This is a genomic window from Micromonospora sp. NBC_00421 (genome assembly GCF_036017915.1).
In the GTDB taxonomy this organism is placed as follows: domain Bacteria; phylum Actinomycetota; class Actinomycetes; order Mycobacteriales; family Micromonosporaceae; genus Micromonospora.
Map to the genome: position 1 here is coordinate 5,602,270 of NZ_CP107929.1, position 21,443 is coordinate 5,623,712.

22 protein-coding genes are annotated in these 21,443 nt (G+C 73.9%); 15 read left to right on the top strand and 7 right to left on the bottom strand.

Annotation, left to right across the window (positions count from 1 at the left end; all coding sequences use genetic code 11):
• Positions 1-18: 18 nt before the first annotated feature.
• The gene (locus OHQ87_RS23820) at positions 19-801 is read right to left on the bottom strand and encodes an SAM-dependent methyltransferase (RefSeq protein WP_328341311.1); all 783 of its coding nucleotides are present in this window, start codon (positions 799-801) and stop codon (positions 19-21) included.
• 174 nt (positions 802-975) lie between these two features.
• Here OHQ87_RS23820 and OHQ87_RS23825 point away from each other — a divergent pair, with 174 nt between their 5' ends.
• Positions 976-1,461, top strand: coding sequence for a hypothetical protein (locus OHQ87_RS23825; RefSeq protein WP_328341313.1), 486 nt, complete (start codon positions 976-978; stop codon positions 1,459-1,461).
• Here OHQ87_RS23825 and OHQ87_RS23830 read toward each other — a convergent pair.
• Positions 1,426-3,771, bottom strand: a complete 2,346-nt coding sequence (locus OHQ87_RS23830) for a glycoside hydrolase family 65 protein (protein WP_328348970.1) — start codon at positions 3,769-3,771, stop codon at positions 1,426-1,428. The two genes, OHQ87_RS23825 and OHQ87_RS23830, sit on opposite strands and share 36 nt — an antisense overlap.
• A 189-nt stretch (positions 3,772-3,960) precedes the next feature.
• Here OHQ87_RS23830 and OHQ87_RS23835 point away from each other — a divergent pair, with 189 nt between their 5' ends.
• Positions 3,961-4,575, top strand: a complete 615-nt coding sequence (locus OHQ87_RS23835) for a phosphatase PAP2 family protein (RefSeq protein ID WP_328341315.1) — start codon at positions 3,961-3,963, stop codon at positions 4,573-4,575.
• Between the two features lie 67 nt (positions 4,576-4,642).
• Here the strand turns inward: OHQ87_RS23835 and OHQ87_RS23840 are convergent, their stop codons facing one another.
• Complete coding sequence (locus tag OHQ87_RS23840) at positions 4,643-5,374, bottom strand: A24 family peptidase (RefSeq protein WP_328341317.1); 732 nt, start codon at positions 5,372-5,374, stop codon at positions 4,643-4,645.
• A 546-nt stretch (positions 5,375-5,920) separates the two neighbouring features.
• On the opposite strand from OHQ87_RS23840, the gene OHQ87_RS23845 reads away from it, so the two are divergent.
• The 12 genes from OHQ87_RS23845 to OHQ87_RS23900 all read left to right on the top strand — a co-directional run bounded on the left by OHQ87_RS23845 (position 5,921) and on the right by OHQ87_RS23900 (position 15,469).
• Complete coding sequence (locus tag OHQ87_RS23845; RefSeq protein WP_328341319.1) at positions 5,921-6,484, top strand: hypothetical protein; 564 nt, start codon at positions 5,921-5,923, stop codon at positions 6,482-6,484.
• Positions 6,478-7,398: a hypothetical protein gene (locus tag OHQ87_RS23850; RefSeq protein ID WP_328341321.1), complete on the top strand. Its 921-nt coding sequence runs from the start codon at positions 6,478-6,480 to the stop codon at positions 7,396-7,398. The genes OHQ87_RS23845 and OHQ87_RS23850 overlap by 7 nt, the downstream gene beginning before the upstream one ends.
• Before the next feature lie 109 nt (positions 7,399-7,507).
• Complete coding sequence (locus OHQ87_RS23855) at positions 7,508-8,158, top strand: SAF domain-containing protein (protein WP_328341323.1); 651 nt, start codon at positions 7,508-7,510, stop codon at positions 8,156-8,158.
• Between the two features lie 2 nt (positions 8,159-8,160).
• The gene (locus OHQ87_RS23860; protein ID WP_328341327.1) at positions 8,161-8,964 is read left to right on the top strand and encodes a ParA family protein; all 804 of its coding nucleotides are present in this window, start codon (positions 8,161-8,163) and stop codon (positions 8,962-8,964) included.
• Positions 8,954-10,495, top strand: a complete 1,542-nt coding sequence (locus tag OHQ87_RS23865) for a CpaF family protein (RefSeq protein WP_328341329.1) — start codon at positions 8,954-8,956, stop codon at positions 10,493-10,495. The genes OHQ87_RS23860 and OHQ87_RS23865 overlap by 11 nt, the downstream gene beginning before the upstream one ends.
• Complete coding sequence (locus tag OHQ87_RS23870; protein WP_328341331.1) at positions 10,492-11,391, top strand: type II secretion system F family protein; 900 nt, start codon at positions 10,492-10,494, stop codon at positions 11,389-11,391. The genes OHQ87_RS23865 and OHQ87_RS23870 overlap by 4 nt, the downstream gene beginning before the upstream one ends.
• Positions 11,391-12,251 (top strand): type II secretion system F family protein, encoded by an 861-nt coding sequence (locus OHQ87_RS23875; protein WP_328348971.1) that lies wholly within the window; start codon positions 11,391-11,393, stop codon positions 12,249-12,251. Before OHQ87_RS23870 ends, OHQ87_RS23875 begins: the two co-directional genes overlap by 1 nt.
• A 29-nt stretch (positions 12,252-12,280) precedes the next feature.
• Positions 12,281-12,472 (top strand): hypothetical protein, encoded by a 192-nt coding sequence (locus OHQ87_RS23880; RefSeq protein ID WP_328341333.1) that lies wholly within the window; start codon positions 12,281-12,283, stop codon positions 12,470-12,472.
• Positions 12,445-13,008 carry a TadE family protein gene (locus OHQ87_RS23885; RefSeq protein ID WP_442930592.1) on the top strand — a complete coding sequence of 188 codons (564 nt, stop codon included), beginning with the start codon at positions 12,445-12,447 and terminating at the stop codon, positions 13,006-13,008. Before OHQ87_RS23880 ends, OHQ87_RS23885 begins: the two co-directional genes overlap by 28 nt.
• Before the next feature lie 119 nt (positions 13,009-13,127).
• A complete protein-coding gene (locus tag OHQ87_RS23890) occupies positions 13,128-13,592 on the top strand; it encodes a TadE/TadG family type IV pilus assembly protein (protein ID WP_328348973.1) in 465 nt (154 codons plus the stop codon).
• A 53-nt stretch (positions 13,593-13,645) separates the two neighbouring features.
• Positions 13,646-14,020, top strand: coding sequence for a hypothetical protein (locus OHQ87_RS23895; protein ID WP_328348974.1), 375 nt, complete (start codon positions 13,646-13,648; stop codon positions 14,018-14,020).
• Positions 14,021-14,149: 129 nt separating this feature from the next.
• The gene (locus OHQ87_RS23900) at positions 14,150-15,469 is read left to right on the top strand and encodes a LysM peptidoglycan-binding domain-containing protein (protein ID WP_328341335.1); all 1,320 of its coding nucleotides are present in this window, start codon (positions 14,150-14,152) and stop codon (positions 15,467-15,469) included.
• A 222-nt stretch (positions 15,470-15,691) separates the two neighbouring features.
• Here OHQ87_RS23900 and OHQ87_RS23905 read toward each other — a convergent pair whose 3' ends face one another.
• The gene (locus OHQ87_RS23905) at positions 15,692-16,543 is read right to left on the bottom strand and encodes a Rieske (2Fe-2S) protein (RefSeq protein WP_328341337.1); all 852 of its coding nucleotides are present in this window, start codon (positions 16,541-16,543) and stop codon (positions 15,692-15,694) included.
• A 186-nt stretch (positions 16,544-16,729) separates the two neighbouring features.
• Between OHQ87_RS23905 and OHQ87_RS23910 the strand changes: the two genes are divergently transcribed.
• Positions 16,730-17,485 (top strand): crotonase/enoyl-CoA hydratase family protein, encoded by a 756-nt coding sequence (locus OHQ87_RS23910; RefSeq protein WP_328341339.1) that lies wholly within the window; start codon positions 16,730-16,732, stop codon positions 17,483-17,485.
• A gap of 121 nt (positions 17,486-17,606) precedes the next feature.
• Here the strand turns inward: OHQ87_RS23910 and OHQ87_RS23915 are convergent, their stop codons facing one another.
• The 3 genes from OHQ87_RS23915 to OHQ87_RS23925 all read right to left on the bottom strand — a co-directional run bounded on the left by OHQ87_RS23915 (position 17,607) and on the right by OHQ87_RS23925 (position 21,399).
• Complete coding sequence (locus OHQ87_RS23915; RefSeq protein WP_328341341.1) at positions 17,607-19,091, bottom strand: dihydrolipoyl dehydrogenase family protein; 1,485 nt, start codon at positions 19,089-19,091, stop codon at positions 17,607-17,609.
• Positions 19,092-19,168: 77 nt separating this feature from the next.
• Positions 19,169-20,491, bottom strand: a complete 1,323-nt coding sequence (locus tag OHQ87_RS23920) for a cryptochrome/photolyase family protein (RefSeq protein ID WP_328341343.1) — start codon at positions 20,489-20,491, stop codon at positions 19,169-19,171.
• Positions 20,488-21,399, bottom strand: a complete 912-nt coding sequence (locus tag OHQ87_RS23925; RefSeq protein ID WP_328341345.1) for a phytoene/squalene synthase family protein — start codon at positions 21,397-21,399, stop codon at positions 20,488-20,490. The genes OHQ87_RS23920 and OHQ87_RS23925 overlap by 4 nt, the downstream gene beginning before the upstream one ends.
• Positions 21,400-21,443: the final 44 nt, after the last annotated feature.

Genomic DNA, 21,443 nt, shown 5'->3' on the forward strand with positions numbered 1-21,443 from the left:
CCGGCCGATGGTGGATCGTCAGCGGCGCAGGCCCATCCCGGCGTAGCCGTGGGAGATCCGTTCCCGCGGCTCCCCGTCGGGCCGCCAGTCGGCCACCCGGACCAGGCCCGGATCGACCAGGTCGTAGCCGTCGAGGAAACGCAGCACGTCAGCGTGCGGGCGGGGCACCAGCGGTGCGCTGCTGCGCTGGTAGACCGCCTGCCCCTGCTGGACGGGCAGCGGCGGGGCACCGTCCAGGGTGAGGTGGGAGACGACCAGCGGGCTGCCCGGGACGGTCGCCTGCCGCAGCCGGGCGACCGCGTCCCACGGCTGCTCGGCGTCGGTGAGGAAGTGCAGCACCGCCACCAGCAGCACGGCGACCGGGCGGTCGAAGTCGATCACCGCCCGGACGTCGGGGTGGGTCAGCAGTTCGTCCGGGCGGCGCAGGTCGCCCCGGACCACGCGGATCCGCCTGTCGACCGGCAGCAGCCGCCGGGCGTACGCGACGGCGACCTCGTCGTAGTCGACGTAGACCACTGTCGAGTCGGGGGCGACCTGGCGGACCACCTCGTGCACGTTGCCCTGGGTGGGCAGCCCGGCACCGATGTCGAGGAACTGGCGTACGCCGAGCTCGGCGGCGTGCCGGACGGCCCGGCGCAGGAAGTGCCGGTTGGCCTGGGCGGCGATCCCGGTGTCCGGGAAGATCCGCAGGATCTGCTCGGCGGCGGCCCGGTCGACGGCGAAGTTGTGGCACCCGCCGAGGTAGTAGTCGTACATCCGGGCCACGTTCGGCCTCTGCTCGGCGTCGGTCGGCGCGGTCACCGGCCCTCCCCTGCGCTCGCGGTCCCCGGACGACCCGCCGCCGCACGGCGGGCATGCCCTGATGTCTAGCACCCGGGGCGACGAGATGTTGACCCGCCGTGTCGGCGAAGCGGCTGCGCACCACCATCACCTGCAGGTATGACGGTGACACGAGCGTCGTCGAGGAGGCATCCGATGAACCCTGCCCGGGAGACCGTGGAGGTGGACCCGACCCTGTTCCGGGCCGTGTACGACTCACCCGCCTCGCTGCCGGGGCGGCACCGCTGGACCACCCCGGAGCACGACGTACGCCGGCTGGAGAAGCTGCTCGGGATGCCGGCGCAGAGCATCGGCGCACCGCTGTGGGTGAGCGGCGACGAACCGGACTGCCCCAAGTGCGGACGCCGGACCACCTGGCTGGACATCGTCGCCTCGGCCCTCAAGGGTGTGCACGACCCGACGATGATCGCCACGGTGATCCTCGGTGACCGCCGGTACGTCAACACCGAGGTCCCGGAGGCTATCGCCGGGGTGCACTGCCTCGACTGCCACACCCCGGTCACCGGGCTGCGCAGTTTCAAGTGCCACAACTGGGCGTACGCCTTCGAGGAGCTGGCCGCGGTGCGGGAGCGGATGCGGGGCGGGTCAGGCCCGGTGGGCGGGTCGCCGGCCGGGCGGTGACGGCGGCTCCGGCCCCGGGTCGGGCAGCTGCGGCATCGGCCGGGTGACCGCCTCCCCACCGGTGACGGTCACCGGCTCTCCGGCGTGCCGCAGCTCGACCGCCGTCGCCGGGTCGGCGTCGGGCAGCTCGTAGCGGGCCCCGTCCCGGGTCAGGGTGACCCGCAACCGCTGCCCGCGCCAGCGCAGATGGAATGCCAACCGGTGGATCGGGGCCGGCAGCCGGGGGTCGAACGACAGCTCCCCGGTGTCGTCGCGCAGCCCGCCGAAGCCCTCCACCACCGCCGTCCACGCCCCGGCCAACGCGGCCAGGTGCAGCCCGTCGCTGGTCTTGTCACCGAGGTCGGCGAGATCGTGCAGCGCGGCCTCGGCGAACAGGTCGTACGCCAGGTCCAGGTGGCCCAGCTCGGCGGCGAGCACCGCCTGCGAGCCGGCCGACAGCGACGAGTCGCGGACGGTACGGGCCTGGTAGTAGGCGAAGTTGCGGGCCTTGGCCTCGGCGGTGAACTCCCCCGGGCAGCGCTGCATCGCCAGCACCAGGTCGGCCTGCTTGACCACCTGCCGCCGGTACAGCTCCAGGTAGGGGTAGTGCAGCAGCAGCGGGTAGTCGTCGTCGGTCATCGCCGCGAAGTCCCACTCGGGCTGCTCGGTGAAGCCAGCCGCCTGCTGGTGCACCCCGCGCTTGCTGTCGTAGGGCAGGTGCACGGCGTCGGCGGCGGCCCGCCAGCGGGCGACCTCCCCGGCGTCGACACCGAGCGCGGCGGCCCGCTCCGGGTGCCGTCCGGCGGCGTCGGCGGCACCCCGCAGGTTGCGCCGCACCATCAGGTTGGTGAAGACGTTGTCGTCGACGAGCGCGGCGTACTCGTCGGGGCCGGTGATCCCGGTGACGTGGAACGCGCCGTCGTCGGACCAGTGACCGTAGCCGGCCCAGAGCCGGGCCGTCTCCACAAGCAGCTCCAGCCCGGTGTCGGCGAGGAACGCCTGGTCGTCGGTGGCCGCGACGTAGCGCAGCACCGCGTCGGCGACGTCGGCGTTGACGTGCAGCGCGGCGGTGCCGGCCGGCCAGTAGCCGGAGCACTCCCGGCCGCCGATGGTGCGCCACGGGAAGGTCGCCCCGGTCAGCCGCAGCTCGGCGGCGCGCTCCCGGGCCTCGGGCAGGTGGGCGTGCCGCCAGCGCAGCGCGCCCCGGGTCACCTCGGGCAGCAGGTACGTCAGCACCGGCAGCACGTAGCTCTCGGTGTCCCACAGCACGTGCCCGTCGTAGCCGTTGCCGGTGAGCCCCTTCGCCGCGATGGTCCGGTCGCCGTCGGCCCGCCCGGCCTGGAGCAGGTGGAACACGGAGAACCGGACGGCCTGCTGGAGCTCGGTGTCACCGTCGATCTCCACGTCGGCGGTGCGCCACCGCTCGTCGAGCACGGTCCGCTGGTCGGCAAGCAGCGCGTCGAAGCCGTGCCGCCGGGCGTCGTCGGCCTCGACGGTGACCAGGTCGGCCAGCTCGTCGGGGGTGCCGCCGTCGACCGGGCTGCACCCGTACGCGGCGAATTTGGTCAGCCGCAGCCGCCCGCCCGGGGCGAGCCGGCCCTCGATGGTCATCCGCAGCCGGTCCGGGGTGTGGTCGTCGCTGTCGACGAAGCCCGCCGGCAGTTCCGTCTCGTGGGTCACCGCGACGGCGACGCGCTGGGCGCTGCGGTCGGTGCGGTGCACCAGCACGCCCCGGTGACCGTCCGGACGGTGCAGTTCGGCGTCGAGCGGATCGTGCACGATCGAGGCGGCCCGGGGGTCGTCGCCGCGTTCCGGCACCCGCTCGTTGGCCAGCACGTCCGAGCAGAGCCTGATCTCGACAGGCCGGTCGTCAAGCGACTCGACCTGGTAGCGGACGGCGGCGACGGCATGCCGGGGCAGCGAGACCAAGCGGGTGCTGCGGACCCGGACCCCGTGCCCGCCCGGCGAGATCCACTCGGTGTGCCGTTCCACCACACCGGCGCGCAGGTCGAGGGTCCGTTCATGGCTGCGGACGGTCCCGGTGCGCAGGTCCAGCGGCTCGCCGGCCACCCAGAGCCGGATCAGGGCGGCGTTGGGCGCGCTGATCACGCTGTCGCTCTCCTGCGGGAAGGCGTACCCGTCCTCCGGGTAGCTCTGTTCCCGCCGCTCGTGGAGACCGTTGAGGTAGCTGCCCGGCATGCCGTAGGGCTGGCCCTCGTCGAGGGTGCCCCGCCAGCCCACCCAGCCGTTGCCGAGGGCGAAGACCGACTCGGTCTCGCCGAGTCGCTCCAGGTCGGTGGTGGTACGCCGGATCTGCCAGGTCTCGTCCATCTGCACGGCGGGGAGGTACCCGGCGTCGGTGGGCGGTCAATCGCGGGGGCCGCTGTGAACTCGCTGTGACGAAGGTCAGGGACGGCTCCCGACTTTGGCACGATGTGACCGTTCGGGAGACTTCCTATGCTCTCTCCGATTTCAATGGGGTATGAACCTTTAGTGAGGTGAACTATGGCGCAGAACGGCATGACGGAAATTCCCGATATCAGTGTGGAGTGGTACCGCGACCTGGTCGAGGTGGCCGACGCCGCCCCGGCCCCGGTGCAGTGGTTCGCGGTGCACTTCACCGAGGCGGTGATCCTGCTGCTCGGCCTGCTGCTGGTGGCCGTCGCCGCACCCAGGCTCTTCCGCGCCGAACCGTGGGGCCGAGCCCTCGCCCTGCTCGCGCCGGCCAGCGTCGTCCTGGCGTACGGGTGCAGCGAGGTGCTCAAGTCGCTTGTGGACGAGGAGCGGCCCTGCCGGGGCGCGGTCACCATCCTGGCCGGGCAGTGCCCGCCGACCGGCGACTGGTCGTTCCCGAGCAACCACGCCACCATCGCCGGGGCGCTGGCCACTGCCGTCCTGCTGCTGTCCCCCAGGTGGGGCCTGCTCGCCGCCCCGCTGGCCCTGCTCGCCGCGTTCTCCCGGGTCTTCGTCGGGGTGCACTACCCGCACGACGTCCTCGCCGGTCTGCTCCTCGGCCTGGCGGTGCCGCTGCTTGTCGCCCCGTTGGCGGCCCGCCCGCTCGCGGAGGTGCTACGCCGCCGCTCCGCCACGCCCGCCCCGGACCCGGTCGCCACCGGCCCCCGCCCCCGCTACTGAGCCTCCTCCCCGCTCACGGGCGGCCGAGAGCCCCACGGCAGCCCCGAGGCTGCGGCAGCCGGTGTGGTCAGCCGGGCAGGAGCAGGGCGGCGCAGGTGCCGGCGACCAGGAACGGGCCGAACGGCAGATGGCTGGACCAGCCGACCCGGCGGGACGCCAACAGCGCCACGCTGACCAGCGCCGACAACAGGAAGGTCAGCACCAGGCCGGTCACCAGCAGGCCCCAGCCCTGCCAGCCGAGCAGCGCCCCCACCCCCAGCGCCAGTTTGGCGTCGCCGAGGCCGAAGCCCCGCCGGCCGAGCAGCAGCGTGGTGGTGGCGAAGGCAAGGCCGAGCGCCGCGCCGGCCGCCACCGCGCGCAGCCACGGCCCGGCACCATCCACCCCGGTCAGCGCGGCCACCCCGAGCAGCGCCCAGGTGCCGATGGCGGCGGGCCAGGTGAGCCGGTCCGGTAACCGGTGCACCGCCACGTCCACCAGGACCAGCGGGACCGCCCAGCCGAGCCACCAGGCCAACGCCGCCCGCTCGGCCACCGCCCCGTCGACCAGCACCAGCACCGCCACGGCCACCAGCAACAACGCCTCGACCGCGAACGGGGCCGCGCCGATCCGGCCCCGGCAGGTCGGGCAGCGGGCCGCCGGTCCGAGCGCCGGCAGCGGCCGGTCCAGCCCGACCGGCGCGCCGCAGCCCTCGCACCCGCCCCGGTCCACCACCCCCGGGGGTACGGCGTACCGGGCGACCGCCAACCGGAGCACCGGCACGACCGTCAGCGCCGCCGCCAGCCGCCGAGCAAAGGACACGGAGGGTGACTTCCCGTCGGGGCCCGGGTAACGGTCCGATATCACTCCGGTGTCCGGAGTGGAGACCAGGCCGGCCCTTACCCCCTCGGAGTCTTCCGGGGCGTCGGCGGCAGCAGCCGGGGAACGGATCGGGCGAGGCCGATCGACCCGCCCCATATCCCCCGGTGGCGCGGGCGGTTCGACAATCATGCCGGTCCGGTCGGCGGGCACCGGCCCATGATCGGCCGACCCCGGTGGCACCGGCCGGCCCCCCTGGACATCGCCCACCTTCGGTCACTCCTGCCCATCACTGAGAGTGCGCGGTTGAATTGCCTCTGTTGCATCGGCGCACGTCAGCCTATGCTCGCCCCTTGGGTGGGGCGCAACTCCGAGCAGCCGCGTGACAGCCCACACCGGACAGCACACTCCACAGTTGGCAAAAGATCCGCACAGGTAAATGCAGCAGCACCCCGGAAATGTCCGATCGACATCATCCCGGCGTACCGCCGCATGCCCGGAGGCCGCCACGATCGCCGCCGCCGGGTGGTACCGAGGAGGGGCACGGCAATGCGTACAGGGCATTCCCGCCGCTGGACCACCTGCCTGGTCATCGCCGCGGTGGCCGGCTCCGCCGCCGGTTGCGGCGACGCACCGGAGACGACCACCGCACCCGCACCCCGGCCGGCGAGCGACACCCGCCGGCCCACCGAGGCGGAACGGGACGCCGAGCGGGCCGCGCTGGCGGCGTACGCCGGCTATCTGGAGGCCTCCCGCGAGGCGAGCCGGGACAGCGACCCCCGCCACCCCAAGTTGACCCGGTTCCTGGCCGACCCGCTGCTCACCCGGGTCCGGGTCGCCATCGACGACACCCGACGGCACGGCGCGGTACGCACCGGGACGCTCAGGTCCGAACCCACCGTCACCTCCGTCAGCCTCGACGGTGAACCGCCGACCGTGGAGATCCAGGACTGCCTGGACGCCACCGGCTACCGGCTGGTCTACGTCAAGGACAAACGGGTGGTGCCCGGCTCCGGCGGCACCCGTCACCTGGCGACCGCCACCGCCACCCGCTACCCGGACGGCCGGTGGCTGATCAGCTCCGGCGCGGCACACGAGGACCAGCCATGTTGACCTGGAGAAATGGGCACGCCCCCACCCGCCGGGTGCTCGCCGGGCTGCTGCTTGCGGTGCTGGTCGCCGGGGTCGCGCCGCAGGCACCGGTGCAGGCCGCCGGCCCGGGGGTGGAGTGCCCGCCGGGGCAGAACGACTGCAGCATCTGGGACGACGACCCGGGCACCCCCGGGGACCCGGGCGGCGGCGACGGTCCGGGTAGCCCGAACAGCCCCGGCGCCACCCCGAAGTGCCAGTGGAACGGCAAGCCGCTGCCCTGCTACAACGAGTTCCTCGGCTGGTTCGACAACGCCAGCGGCTGCTACTACAAGGTCGCCGAACCCCAGCCCGAGGCCTCCGACGGCCAGGTGTGGTACGTCCGCACCTGCAACGGCGGTGACCTGGGCGACCAGTCGACGGTGCTGCTCGCCGGGCCGCCGCCCGGGTTCGGCACCCCGCCCGACCCGGAGGAACTGGCCCGCCGGGCGCTCGCCTCGATCAGCCTGCTGCCGCCCCGGGCCTCGGTGGCCCCCCGGCGCAGCATGGGCCCCGGTCTGGTCGGCCTGCCGGTCTGGATGTGGGCCAGCACCGGCCGGAACTACTTCGGCCCGCTCCACGCCTCGGCCAGCGACCGCGGCCTGACCGTGGAGATCACCGCCGAGGTCGAGCGGATCGTATGGACCATGGGCAACGGCAAGAAGATCACCTGCACCGGCCCCGGCACACCGTACAAGGCGAACGGCCCGAACGCCGGCAAGAAGTCGCCGACCTGCGGTTACGACGGCTACCCCACGGTCGGCAACTACCGGGTCAGCGCCACCACCTTCTGGAACGTGCACTGGGCCGGCGGTGGCCGTAGCGGCGACATCGCGCAGACCCGCACCAGCGGCGTCATCGACATCCAGATCAAGGAGCTCCAGGTGGTGACCCGATGACCAACGCGCCGGTCTTGCGAGCCCCGCAGTCGCGAACGGAGATCTTCCCAGTGAGCGCGAGGAGTGAGCCGATCTTGCGAGCCCCGCAGTCGCGAACGGAGATTGTCCAGTGAGTCTGGCCACCCGCAATGGACTTCCGGTGGACGCGCCGGTCACCCCGCCCAAGGTGGTCCGGCAGCGCCGTACCCGGCCCGGTCTGCTCGGCCTCGCCGTACTGCTTATCGCGTTGGGTGGCCTCGGCGCGGCCTTCGCGGTCACCTCGGTCCGGGCCACCGGCAGCTACCTGGCGGTCGCCCGTGAGGTCGAGGTGGGTCGCATCCTGACGGCCGACGACCTGGTCAGCGTGCAGGTCTCCGGGGGCGCGGGGCTGTCCCCGGTGCCGGCGAAGAAGCGGGACGAGGTGGTGGGCAAGCGGGCCGCCGTGTCGCTGGTCCCCGGTTCGCTGCTCACCATGGCGCAGCTCACCGACGCCCCGCTCCTCGGCCAGGGGCAGCAACAGATCGCGCTCGGCCTGGAGCCGAGCAAGGTGCCGGCCCGCAAGCTGCACCCCGGTGACAAGGTGCTGCTGGTCAGCACCCCGGACGAGGACGCCGACAACCAGCCGTCGACCACCCGGTTCACCGCCACCGTGATCGACGCGGTCACCCCGGAGAACGACGACGTGGTGGTCTACCTGGCGCTCGCCGTCCGGGACGTCCCGGCGGTGGTGGTGCTGGCCGCACAGGACCGGATCGCCCTCGTGCTGACCGAGGCGGCCTGACCGTGGCCATCATCGCGCTGGTCTCGGCGAAGGGCTCGCCCGGCGTCACCACCACGGCGCTGGCCTGCACCCTGAGCTGGCACCGGCGGCTGGTGCTCGCCGAGTGCGACCCGGCCGGCGGCTCGGTCCTCGCCGGCTACCTGGGCGGTGCGCTCGACGGGCCGCGCGGAATCGGTGAGCTGGCCGTGGGTGAGCTGCGCGACGGCAGCCTGGAGTCGACGTTCTGGTCCCAGCTGGTCGACCTGGACGCGCCGAGGCGGGAGCGGCTGCTGCTGCCCGGCGTGGTGGACCCGGCCCAGGCCGGCAGCGTCGCCCCGCTGTGGCAGCGGTTCGCCGACTTCTTCGGCGCGCTGGAGAAGGGCCGCCCCGGCTACGACGTGGTCGTCGACTGTGGACGGCTTCAGGTCTTCGGGCCGCCGTGGCCGCTGCTGCGCGCCGCCGACGTGGTGCTGCTGGTGACCCGGGCACAGCTGCCCGACCTCTCCGCCACCAGGTCGACGATCCGGGCGATCGAGCGGGACTTCACCGACCACCGGGTGCCCCCGGGCACGCTGCGACTGGTGGTCGTCGGCGACGGCCACGGCAAGGGCGAGATCAGCAAGGCGTTGGGCGTACCGGTGATCGCCCGGTTGCCGGACGACCGGCGTACCGCGCAGGTGCTCAGCTTCGGTGGCACGGTCCGCGCCGGACGGCCGCTGCTGCGCGCGGCGGCGGCGTTGGAGGCCCCGGTCCGGGAGTTGCTGGAGCAGCGGCGGGCCCGGTTGGCCTGGCCGGCCCCGGCTCAGGGGGTGCCGGATGCGGTTTGAGCCGGTCGCCCACGACCCGCGCACCCCGCCGCCGGGGGCCACCTCGACGATGCCGCCCCTGCCACCGGTGAACGGCCGGCACCACGCCGCCGCGCCGCCGCCGGCCGCCGCCCCACCCGCGCCCACCCCGCCGCCTCGACCGAAGGTGGACTTCGCGCTGGTCCGCGAGCTGCGCCGGGAGCTGAGCGAACGGCTCACCCAGTGGCAGCGCGGCCGGGAGTTCGACGCCGACGCCGAAGAGGTCGAGCGGGCCCGGCTCGCCGTCGCCGTGGTCTCCGGCTACGCCGACGCGGTACGCCGGGCCGGCACCCCGCTCAGCGCCGACGAGGAACGGACCCTGCTCGACCAGGTGACAGCCGAACTGGTCGGGCTGGGTCGACTCCAGACCCTGCTGGTCGACGACACCATCGAGGAGGTGCACATCCTCGGCTGCGACCAGGTGCGCATCACCCGGCACGGCGGTGGCGTCGACTGGGGTGAGCCGATCGCCGACAGCGACGACGAGCTGGTGGAGATCCTCCAGGCGGCGGCCCGGCGGGCCGGGGCCACCGAGCGGTCGCTGTCCACCTCCAAGCCGACGCTCGACCTGCAACTGCCCGACGGCAGCCGGTTGGCGGCGGTGTTCCTGGTCAGCCACCGCCCGTACGCGGTGATCCGTAAGCACAACACGCTGGACGTCAGCCTCGACGACCTGGCCGGCAGCCGCCCCGACCTGGACGAGATGATCGATCCGCTGCTGCGCGACTTCCTCCGGGCGTCCATGCGGGCCGGGTTGAACATCATGGTCGCCGGGCTGGCCGGGGCCGGGAAGACCACTGTCATCCGGGCGCTGATGGACGAGATCCCGCCCGACGAGCCGTACGTGCTGCTGGAGGAGAGCCGCGAGCTGCTGCCGGCCCGGCGTGGCGACAAGCACCGGGCGGTGATGAGCTTCGAGTCCCGCGAAGGGCACGGCGAACGCGGCCCGGACGGTCGACCGGCAGGTGAGGTGAGCATCGCCGACCTGATCCCGGTGTCGCTGCGGATGGGCGTGCTGCGGATCATCGTCGGCGAGGTCCGGTCCCGGGAGATCGTGCCGATGCTCCAGGCGATGACCACGAGTCGCGGGTCGATGTGCACCATCCACGCCCGTACCCCGGCCGGGGTGAGTGAGCGGATCATCGAGCTGGCGCTGGCCCACGGCCGGGAGATGACGGTCGACCAGGCCCGCCGGATGGCCGGCAACGCCCTCGACCTGATCGTCTACGTCACCGTCGAGGACGAGACCGCGATCGGCGGGCGCAAACACCGGTTCGTCTCCCACGTGGAGGAGGTGATCGGGGTGGGCGACGCCAACCGGATCACCACCACCACCGTCTTCGGGCCCGGCCCGGACGGCCGGGCCATCCCCCGCCACCTGCCGGAACGGGTCCGTGGCCAACTGCTGCGGGTCGGCTACGACGCCCGGCTGCTGTCCCGGTTCATCGAGGCCGGCGCGGGCGCGTGGCGTCGTCCCCGGCACAGTCGCCTCGCCCCGGTGGTGCGCCGATGAGCACCATCGAACTGCTCGCGGTGGTCTCCGGCGCGGCCTTCGTCGGTGGTCTGGTGCTGGCCGTGGTGGCGCTCTTCGGCACCACCAGGCCCACCCGACCGGCCCGCAGCTCCGGCACCGGGCTGCGTCGGCTCTGGCTCGGTTCGGGGACGAACCGCCAGGACCAGCGCGCCCACCAGCTGACGCTGGGCGCGGCGGTGGTGGCCGGTGCGCTGGCGTTCCTGCTCACCGGGCTGCCGGTGGTGGGTCTGATCGTGGCGGTGGCGGTACCGGGGGTGCCCTGGCTGTTCGCGGTGGGCCGGGCCGAACAGCGGGCGATCGCCCGGATCGAGGCGGTCGGCGAGTGGACCCGCCGGCTCAAGGACGTCTCCAACACCGGGCAGGGCCTCCAACAGGCGATCGTCGCCACCATCGCCACCGTCCCCGACCAGATCCAGGAGGAGGTACGGCTGCTCGCCGCCCGCCTCCAGGCCGGCTGGACGGCCCGGTCCGCGCTGCTGGCGTTCGCCGACGAGATCGGCGACCCGGTCTGCGACCAGGTGGTCGCCGCGCTGATCCTGCACCTGACCGACCGGGGTGAACGCCTCGGCGACGTGCTCGGTTCGATCGCCTCGGCCGCCTCGGCCGAGGTGGCCACCCGGCGCGAGGTGGAGGCCAAACGCACCCAGCCCCGGTTCGCGGTCCGCTTCCTCACCGGGATGACCCTGGCCGTGCTGGCGTACGGGCTGGTCAACACCGAGTACATCAGGCCGTACGGGACGTTCTTCGGTCAGGTGCTGATGGCGATGCTCGGAGCGGCGTTCGTCGCCCTGCTGGTCTGGGTGCGCTCGATGAGCCAGCCCCCGCCGCCGCCCCGGTTCCTACCCAGGCCCGACCCGGCGGAGGTGCTCGCGTGATGCTCAACTGGCAGCTCACCATCGCGGTGCTCGGCGGGGCCGCCATCGGGCTCGGCCTGTTCCTGCTGGTCCGGGAGGCGTTGCCGGCCTCCCCGGCGCTCGGCCCCGCGCTGCGCCGGCTGCACCAGCCACCGGGCACCGCCGTCGCCGCCGGCCGGGGGCCGGACTGGCTGGGTGGCTTCTCCCGCTGGCTCAGCCCGCCGCACCGCCAGCTCGCCCTGCTCGACCAGACCCCCGAGCAGTACGCCATGTCGATCCTGCTCTCCGCTCTGGTCGGGTTGGCCACCCCGACGGTGGCGGGGGCGCTGCTCTTCCTGGCCGGGGTGGGCATGCCGGTGGTCGTACCGGTGCTGGGCAGTCTCGGGTTGGCGCTGATCTGCGCGCTGCTGGCACACCGGGCGGTGTTGACCAAGGCGGACGCCGCCCGCGACGAGTTCCGCGCGGCCGTCTGCACCTACCTGGACCTGGTGGCGTTGCAGTTGTCGGCGGCGCACGGCCCGGTGCAGTCGCTGGAACGGGCGGCGGCGGTCTGCGACGGCTGGGTCTTCGCCCGGATCCGCGAGTCGCTGCGGATCGCCCAGATGCAGATGCACTCCCCCTGGGACGAGCTGCAGGAGCTGGCCGAGAAGATCGGCATCCCGGAGCTGGGTGACGTCGGGGCGATCATGCGGTCCTCCGGCAGCGAGGGCGCCCAGGTGCACGAGACGCTGCGCAGCCGCGCCGAGTCGCTCCGCGACCAGATCCGCACCGACAACCTGGCCCGCGCCGAGGGCGTCACCAGCCGGCTGGACATTCCCGGCTCGCTGCTGGTCTTCGTGCTGCTGGCGTTCGTCCTCTATCCGTTCGTCGCCCGCCTCTGAGCAACCCACCCTCCCCAAGGAGTCCCGTCATGCAATTCGTCACCTTCCTCTACGTGGCCACCGTGGCCCGGCTGTCCGAGCTACGCCGGGAGGCGGAACGGGGCGACAGCCCGGTCCCGACCGCCGTGATCATCGCCGGCCTGGTGGTTGCCGCAGCCGCAGTCACCGCCCTGGTCAAGACCAAGGCCGAGGGATGGATCAACAGCATCCCGAGCCAGTGACAGGCGTTCCCCTGGTCGGCTCACGTCGGGACCGGACGGCCCCCACCGCCCGGTCCCGGTGCGCACCCCTGCGCGCGTCCGCGCCCCCACACACGTCCGCAGCCGGGCACGCCGCCCCGGCCGGGCTCCGCGCCGCCGGCCGGGCCGCACACCGCAGGCTCACCGCCGGGGGTACGGACCGGGGGGCCAACCCGGTGGAGCTGGCCGTGGTGATGCCGGCGGTGCTGGTGCTGCTCTTCGGCTCCATCCAGATCGCCGCCTGGTTCGTGGCCCGGTCGACGGCGATGCACGCCGCCCAGAGCGGGGTGAACGCGCAACGGGTACTCGACGCGCCGGCCGGGGCGGGTGAGGCCCGCGCCAGACACTTCCTGGGTGCCGCCGGGGACTGGCTGGCCGGCGCGAAGACCACCTGCGCCACCACCGCCACCGAGGTGACCTGCACGGTCACCGGGAAGTCCCTGAGCGTCATCCCGGCCGTCCGGTTCGACGTCCGGCAGACCGCCCACGGCACGGTCGAACGGTGGACGAACCCGTGACCGCCCACCCGACCCGGCGCACCTGGCGCGCCGTACCGACCGAACGGGCCGGGCCACTCCCCCGGAGCGACCAGTCCGTCGTCCCTGCCGGACGACCCACCGCCGACCCGCCGACCGGGCTGGCCGCGGGGCGTGCCCGGGGATCGGTGTCGGTGGAGGTGGCGGTGCTGGCCCCGGCGTTCCTCGCGTTGCTGATGCTGGCCGGGGTGGCCGGCCGGGTCGCGGTGGCCGACGAGGCCGTGGAGGCGGCGGCGCACGACGCCGCGCGGGCCGCCTCGATCGCCCGCGACGCCGGTACGGCGGAGAGCGCCGCCCGGTCGGCCGCCCGGCGGCAGCTCGACTGGCGGGGCCTCCACTGCACGAGCGCACCCCGGGTCACGGTCTGGGGGTCGACACGGAACTCCGACCACACGTCGCTGAACACGGCGTTCCGGAGCCCGCTCGGCGAGCCGGTGAGCATCTGGGTCCGGGTGAGCTGCACGGTCTCCTTCGCCGGTATGCGCTTCCCCGGCCTGCCGATGGGTGACAAGCGGGTCGAGGCGACCTTCGCCTCCCCACTGGACCGTTACCGGACCCGGCAGTGACCGCGCGCCCGACCGGCGACGAGGGCCGGATCAGCCTCTTCCTCGCCGTCACCATGCTCGGCGTACTGGCGATCATCGGCGCTGCTTACGACGGCGCGGGTCAGCTGCGTACCCTGCAACGCGCCGACGACCTGGCCGCCGAGGCGGCCCGCAGCGGCGGCCAGGTGATCGACCGGGCCGCCGCGATCGAGGGACGGCCCAAGGTGATCGACGAGCCGGGTGCCCGCGCGGCCGTCACCCAGTACCTGCGGGGCAACTCCGACGTGACCGGCCAGCAGGTCAGCTTCCCGGTGGTCGCCGGCGAGAAGCAGATCCGGGTACGGGTCACCGTCGTCTACCGCCGGCACCTGCTCGGCCTGATCGGCATGGACCGCACCGTCACCGTCTCGGCCGAGGCGACCGCCCGCACCCTCACCGACCGACCATGAGCCCGCTCACCCGACCGGCATCGTCGCCGATCTCGCCGTCCCCGGCAGACGCCGGGCCGCTCGACCGACAGAACGTGGACCCGCTCCCCCGGCGCCCACGCACCGACAGACCGTAGGAAGGAGGGCGTCATGACCGCACCGCGTGGTTCCACCGCCCGGCGTACCGGGCAGTTGCTCACCGGCTTCGGGTCGCTGGTGGTCCTGGTGGCGTTGCTGGGCGGCGCGCCGGTGGCGTTGCTCGCCTTCGCCGGCAACCCGCTACCCGACCACCTGCCCACCCTCGCCGAGGTCGGCACCCTGCTGACCAGCCGCGACGACGGCCAGCTCTTCATCCGGGCGCTGGCAGTCGTCGGCTGGTTCGGCTGGGCGACGTTCGCCTTCTCGGTGCTGGTGGAGGTGGGTGCCCAGGTGACCCGCCGGCAGACGCCCCGGCTGCCCGGGATGGGCCGGCAGCAGCGGGCGGCGGCGGCCCTGCTGGGCTCGGTCGCCCTGATCATCGCGGCCAGTCCGGCAGCCAGCGCGGCGGTGACGCTGGCCCAGCCACTGCCGGCCGCCGCCGGCACCGGCGTGGCCACCACTTCGCACACCTCCCGCAGTGCCCTCGGCGCCGCCCCCAGTGCCGGTCTCGGTGCCAGCTCCGGTGTCGCCCACGGTGCGGCCCCGACCACCGGGCAGCCCACGGCCAAGCCGGTGTACCGGGTGGCCCGGGGCGACTACCTGGGTGAGGTGGCGGAGCGTTACCTGGACGACTTCGACCGCTATCCGGAGGTGGCCCGGCTCAACGACCTGCACGACGCCAACCGGATCCGGCCGGGTCAGCTCATCAGGCTGCCCGCCGAGGCCGACGACGCCGGTGCCCGCCGGCACGCCGCAGGTCACCTCGTCCCGGGTACGCCCCGCAAGCCGTCCCCGCGTCCGCCGGCCACCACGCCGGGTAACCCTGGCGGCCAGGCCGACCCGCAGCAGCCGGGCGCTCCCGGTTCCCCGGGCGGGCCGGGCGGGCCGACCACCCCGGGCAAGCCGGCCCGTCCGGCCACCCCCACCAGCCCCACCGCCCCCGCCAGCCCGAAGCCGACCGGCAAGATCGGGCCGGCCACACCGCAGACCGCCACCCCGCAGACCGCTCAACCACCCGCGCAGCAGCCGGCCGAGCGACCGGTCGGGGTTCCGCCCGCGATGGCCGCCGGTGCCTCCCGGGCCACCCCCGCCGACACGATCAACCGACCGCTGGCCGTGTCGGCGGTGCTGGCGGTGGCGAGCATCGTCGGCGCACAGATCGGCGCGGTGCTCGGCCTGCGCCGCCGCCCCGTCCGGGTGGCCGCCGGCCGCACCTCGGCCGCCCGGATCGCCGCCGCCCGGACGTCCACGCCCCGCACCCCGGGCCGCTCGATGGGAAGCCGCGCCTCCGCCGCCCGAGACCTGGTAACCGGCCGCCACCGCCGCGACTGACCCAACCCGCACCCCTACCCCGCCCCACCACCCCACCCCGGCCGGGCCCACCCCGACCGGACCGCCCTGGTGATCAAGAAGTTTGCGTCAGTTGATCAAGAGGTTTGCGTCAATTTGGAGATCAACTTTGACGCAAACCTCTTGATCAACACTGTGGGTGGGGGTGGGGGTGGGGGTGGGGGTGGGGCGGGGTGGGGTGGGGTGGGGTGGGGGTGTTTCGGGTTAGGGGAGGCGGGTTTGGAGGGTGCCGTCGACCACTCGGGTGGGGAGGATCTGCTGGTCGGTGGCGGAGGGGCCGTGGACGACCTCGCCGCCGTTGAGCCGGAACGCCGAGCCGTGCCAGGGGCAGACCACACAGGCGTGCCCGTCGATCTCCTTCACCTCACCCTCGCCGAGCGGGCCGCTCTGGTGCGGGCAGCGCTCCAACATCACGGTGACCTCGTCGCCATGCCGGTAGAGGATGACCGAGACGTCGTCCACCTCGCGGGTCACCAGCTCCCGCTGCGGCAGCCCGGCCAGTTCGACCACCGACTGCCACCCGTCGCCCATCCGATGCAGCTCGGAGACGCTCTGGCTGACCTGCGCCCCCTGCTTGTACGCCAGGTGCCCACCCAGGTAAGCCCCGGCACCCGCCGCGCCCAGCCCCAGGTAGGCAAGCACCCGGCCGACGCCGTGCCGACCGGTCAACCGGGCCGCGAGGGAACCTGCGTACAGGGTCAGCCCGACGGTGTTGGCGGCAGCGTGGACGAGCCCCACCCGACGCTGGTCCCGGGAGAGTTCCGCCCAGTCGTTGAGCCCGGCCACGGCGGCGGGCACCGCGCTCACCGTGCCCAGCGCGACAAGCGTGGTGGCCGCCCGACGCTGGCCGGGGAGCAGGTCGACCACTGCCGCGCTGATCCAGGCACCCACCGGCACCTGCACCATCGCCGGGTGCAGCGGATGGCCCAGGAAGACGCCGTGCAGCAGGTCACGTACCCGCTGCGGGCGCAGGGTCGTCTGGACGGCACGCTGCAACCGGTCGCCGGCCCGGTCCAGCGCGGTGGCCTGTTCGAGTTTCGTCATCAACGCTCGCACCTTCTCCGACTTCCCGGCTGAACGGGCGGCAAACCGGGCGGCCGGGACGAATCTCCCCCCGACCAGGACCAGCGACGTGCCCGGGAGCCGTGCGACGTTCACACATCGCCCCAACAGCGCCGCGCGCAAGCGCCCCGGGCAGCGGGTGGGGTGGTCCGGGCGGGGTGGGCCAGGGATGCTGGGGGGATGGCTGTGCATGTTGCCCGGGACGGGGCGGTGACCACGGTGATCCTCGACCGGGCGGCGTCGCGCAACGCCGTCGACGGCCCGACCGCGCGGGCGCTCGCCGACGCGTTCCGCGCGTTCGAGGCCGACCCGCAGGCCCGGGTCGCGGTGCTCTGGGGCGCGGGCGGCACGTTCTGCGCGGGTGCCGACCTCAAGGCCATCGGTACGCCGCGCGGCAACCGGGTCGAGCCCGACGGCGACGGCCCGATGGGTCCGACCCGGATGTCACTGTCCAAGCCGGTCATCGCGGCGATCTCCGGGTACGCGGTGGCCGGCGGCCTGGAACTGGCGCTCTGGTGCGATCTGCGGGTCGCCGAGTCGGACGCGGTGCTCGGGGTGTTCTGCCGACGCTGGGGAGTGCCGCTGATCGACGGTGGGACGGTACGGCTGCCCCGGCTCGTCGGGGAGGGCCGGGCGATGGACCTGATCCTCACCGGCCGCCCGGTGCCCGCCGACGAGGCGTACGCGATGGGGTTGGTCAACCGGGTGGTCGCGCCGGGCGAGGCGCGGGCGGCGGCCGAGCGGCTGGCCGCCGAGATCGCCCGCCACCCGCAGACCTGCCTGCGCAACGACCGGGCATCGGTGCTGGCCGGTGCCGGTCGGCCCGAGCCGGAGGCGCTCGCCACCGAACTCGCCTACGGGATCGACTCGCTCGCGGCCGACGCGCTGACCGGTGCGGCCCGCTTCACCGCCGGCGCCGGCCGCCACGGCGAGTGATGCCGACCCCCGGTCGACCCGGCGCCAGGGCCGGCGACACGGGGCACGGATCAGACCACGGCACGAGGCAGACCCGGCCGGCCGACACCGGGCAGGACCCGGGTCGGCCGGCGTGACGGGCTCAGCTCAGGTCGTCCAGGGCGCTCTGGATGGCCCGGTGGAACGTCGGGTACGCGTAGATCATGTGCCGGAGCTGGCTGACCGGGACGGCGGCGTGCACCGCCACCACCAGCGCCGATAGCACCTCGCCCCCAGCCGGGCCGACCGAGGTCGCACCGATCAGCACCCCCTGGTCGGCGTCGGCGATCACCTTGATGAAGCCGCCCGGTTCACCCTTGTGGATCCAGCCCCGGGTGGACGACGACAGCTCGGTGAAACCGACCTGCACGTTGATGCCCCGCTCGCGGGCCTGCCGTTCGGTGAGCCCGACCGCGCCGACCTCGGGATCGGTGAAGGTGACCCGCGGCAGCGCCCGGTAGTCGGCGCGGGGCACGGTGCCGGCGGCGCCGCTCGGGCCGGCCGCGCCCATCGCACCTCCGACCGCGCTGGCCGCGCCCATCGCGCCGCCCACCACGCTGGCCGTGCCGCTGGCGTCGGGACCGCCCTCGGCCCGCCGGGCGTGGTCGAGCACGTCGGCGACCACGATCGACGCCTGGTACATGGCGATGTGGGTGAACGCGCCCTCGCCTGTCACGTCGCCGACCGCCCAGATCCCGTCCGTGACGTGCATCCGGTCGTCCACCGGCAGGTAGCGCTGGGTGGCGTCCACCCCGACGGTGTCCAGCCCCAACTCTTCCAGGTGGGCCCGGCGGCCGGTCACCACCAGCAGCTTCTCGGCGCTGAACGACCGGTCACCGGCGTGCACGGTGAACGTGTCGCCGTCGTGGTCGACCCGTTCGATCTTGACCTCGGTGGCGATCTCCACCCCGTCGGCACGTAACGCGGCGGTGGCCGCCTCGGACGACTCCGGCTCCTCCAGGGCGAGCACCCGGCCGGACGCCTCCAGCACGGTCACCCCGACCCCGAACCGGGCGAAGACCTGCGCCAACTCCAGCCCGATCGCGCCGCCCCCGATGATCAGCAGGGTCGCCGGCAGCTCCGCCACCTCGATCGCCTGGTGGTTCGTCCAGTACGGGGTATCGGCCAACCCGTCGATCGGCGGGATCGACGGCCGGGTGCCGGTGCCGACGACGATTCCCCGCCGGGCCTGGAATACCTGGTCACCGACCCGGACCCGGCCGGGGCCGTCGAGTCGGCCGCTACCGCGCAGGAACCTGCCGCCCTTGCCGGTGAACCGGTCCACCGCGGCCCGGTCGTTCCAGGTGTCGGTGGCCTCCTCCCGGATCCGCCGGGCCACCGGCGCCCAGTCCGGCCGGACCTGCGCCGACCCGGCCAACCCGTCGACCCGTCGCGCCTCGGCCAGGGCGTTCGCCGCCCGGATCATCATCTTGCTGGGGATGCAGCCCCAGTACGGGCACTCCCCGCCGACCAGGTCGCGTTCGACACCGACGACGGTGAGGCCGGCCTCGGCGAGCCGCCCGGCCACCTCCTCGCCGCCCACGCCGAGCCCGACCACGACCACGTCCACCAGTTCCGGCTCTGCCATCCCGCCAGCATTCCGCACGGTCCGGGCTCCGGCCACCGCTCCATCCCGCAATTCCCGCCCCCGTGCGCCGGACGGGGTCAGCGCAGCCAGACCGGATCGGCGCCGGGCACCTCCAGCGGCGGCGGGTAGTCGAGGGTGCGGCGTGTCTCGGGGGGCAGCCGCCATGGCTGGTGCACGGCCCTGCCGGCCACCGCCGCCAGCTCGGGCACCCAGCGGCGGACGTACCCGCCGTCGGGGTCGTAGCGTTCGGCCTGGCGTACCGGGTTGAGTCCCCGGTAGGGGCGGCTGTCGTTGCCGGTGCCGGCCACCCACTGCCAGTTGCCGGAGTTGTTCGGCACGTCCCCGTCGAGCAGCCAGCGGGAGAAGACCGCGAGGCCGGGTCGCCAGTCCAGGCCGAGCACCTTGGTCAGGTAACCGGCGGTGATCAACCGGGCCCGGTTGTGCATCCAGCCCTCGGCGTGCAGTTGGCGCATGCCGGCGTCCACGATCGGCATCCCGGTCCGGCCCTCGGTCCAGGCGGTCAGCGCCGCCGCGTCGTACCGCCAGTCCTCGGTGGCCCCGCGTCGGTACGCCTTCGCCGAGATCTCCGGGAAGGCGGCGGTGACCTGGTAGTAGAAGTCCCGCCAGCAGAGCTGCCTGACGAACGGCCCGCCCCGGTCGCCGGCCCGGTTCGCCACCGCCAGCGGGGACAGGCAGCCGAACCGCAGATACGGGCTGAGCCGGGAGGTCTCGTCGCCGGCCAGGTCGTCGTGGATGTCGTCGTACCGGTGCAGGGTCGGCAACCACTGCGCGAGCCGGCGCTGCCCGACGGTCTCGCCGCCGACCACGGCGGCCGGCGACCCGCCGTTCGGCAGCGCCGGCAGCCGGCCGACCTGGACCCCGTCGGGCAGGGTCACCCGCCGGGGCGCGGCCAGCTCCGCCCGCCACCGCGTCCCCGACCAGACCCGGTGGTACGGGGTGAACACCCGGTAGTGGTCCCCGCCGCCGGGCCGCACCGCCCCCGGCTCGACGACGGTGACGCCGGGGAAGAGCCGCAGGGCCAGCCGGTGCCTGTCGCACTCGGCGCGCAGCAGGCGTTCCCGGCGGTGGGCGTACCGGCTGACGTCGGCGGAGAGGCCGATCCCCTCGGCGTCGACCTCGCGGGCCACCCGGATCGTCTCGGCCACCGGGTCGCCCCGGCGGATCACCAGGTCGCCGCCGAGGCCGCGCAGGGTGTCGCGGAGCTCGGCGAGGCACTGGTGCAGGAACCGGGTGCGGTTGGGCGAGCGGTCGGCGAGCGCCGGGTCGAGGACGTACAGCGGCACCACCCGGTCGAAGGCGGAGCAGGCCGTCGCCAGTGCCGGGTGGTCGTGCACCCGCAGGTCGCGGGTGAACAACACGACAGCCGTGCGGCCACTCACGACAGGTCGGGGCCGGGCACCACGACCGGGGTGCCGGTACGGGTGAGCAGCGCCTTCGCCGCCACCGCCAGCCGTCGTCGCTGGGGCACCACGGCCCGCGTGACGAACACGTCGAAGTCCTGGGCGGCGACCTCGTCGAGGATGCCGCCGTAGAGGGCGTAGGCGGTGCGCATGCACGCCTGGGAGGCGGGGGCGAGCAGGGTGATGCCCGGTGCGGCGGCGGCGTAGTGGGCCTGGGCGCGGGTCACCTCGTACTCGATGAGGTCGCGGATCCGGTCGGTGCTGCGGCCGGCGGCCTGCGCGGCGCGCAGGTCCTCGGTCGTGACGTTGAACTTGGCCAGGTCCTCGTCGGGCAGGTAGGTGCGGCCCCGGTCGAGGTCCTCGGCGACGTCCCGGATGAAGTTGGTGAGCTGGAAGGCAAATCCGAGCTGACGGGCCGGTTCCCGGGCGGCGACCGGGTCGGAGCTGCCGAGGATGGGCAGCATCATGGTGCCGATGACGGCCGCCGAGCCCTCCATGTAGTCGAGCAGGTCGTCGTAGGTCGGGTACGACATGACCGTCAGGTCCATCGCCATGCTGCGCAGGAACGACGCGAAGTCGGCCCGGTCCAGGTCGAACACGGCGATGGTGTGCAGCACCGCAGGCAGCAGCGGGTCGTCGACCGGATCGCCGTGCAGGCCGGCGACGAACCTGGAGCCCCAGGCGTCCAGCCGGGCGGCGCGTTCGGCGGGCGGCAGGTCCTCGGTGCGGTCCACGATCTCGTCGGCGTAGCGGGTGAAGCCGTACAGGGCGTGTACGTGCCGCCGTTTCCATGCGGGGAGCAGCCGGGTGGCGAGATAGTAGGTGCGGCCGTGGTGTCTGTGCAGCTCCTGGCATCGGGCATAGGCGGCGGTGAGATCGGTGTCCACCGGGGCCTCCTCGTATTCGACGCAGCAATCGACGCAACTCGTAA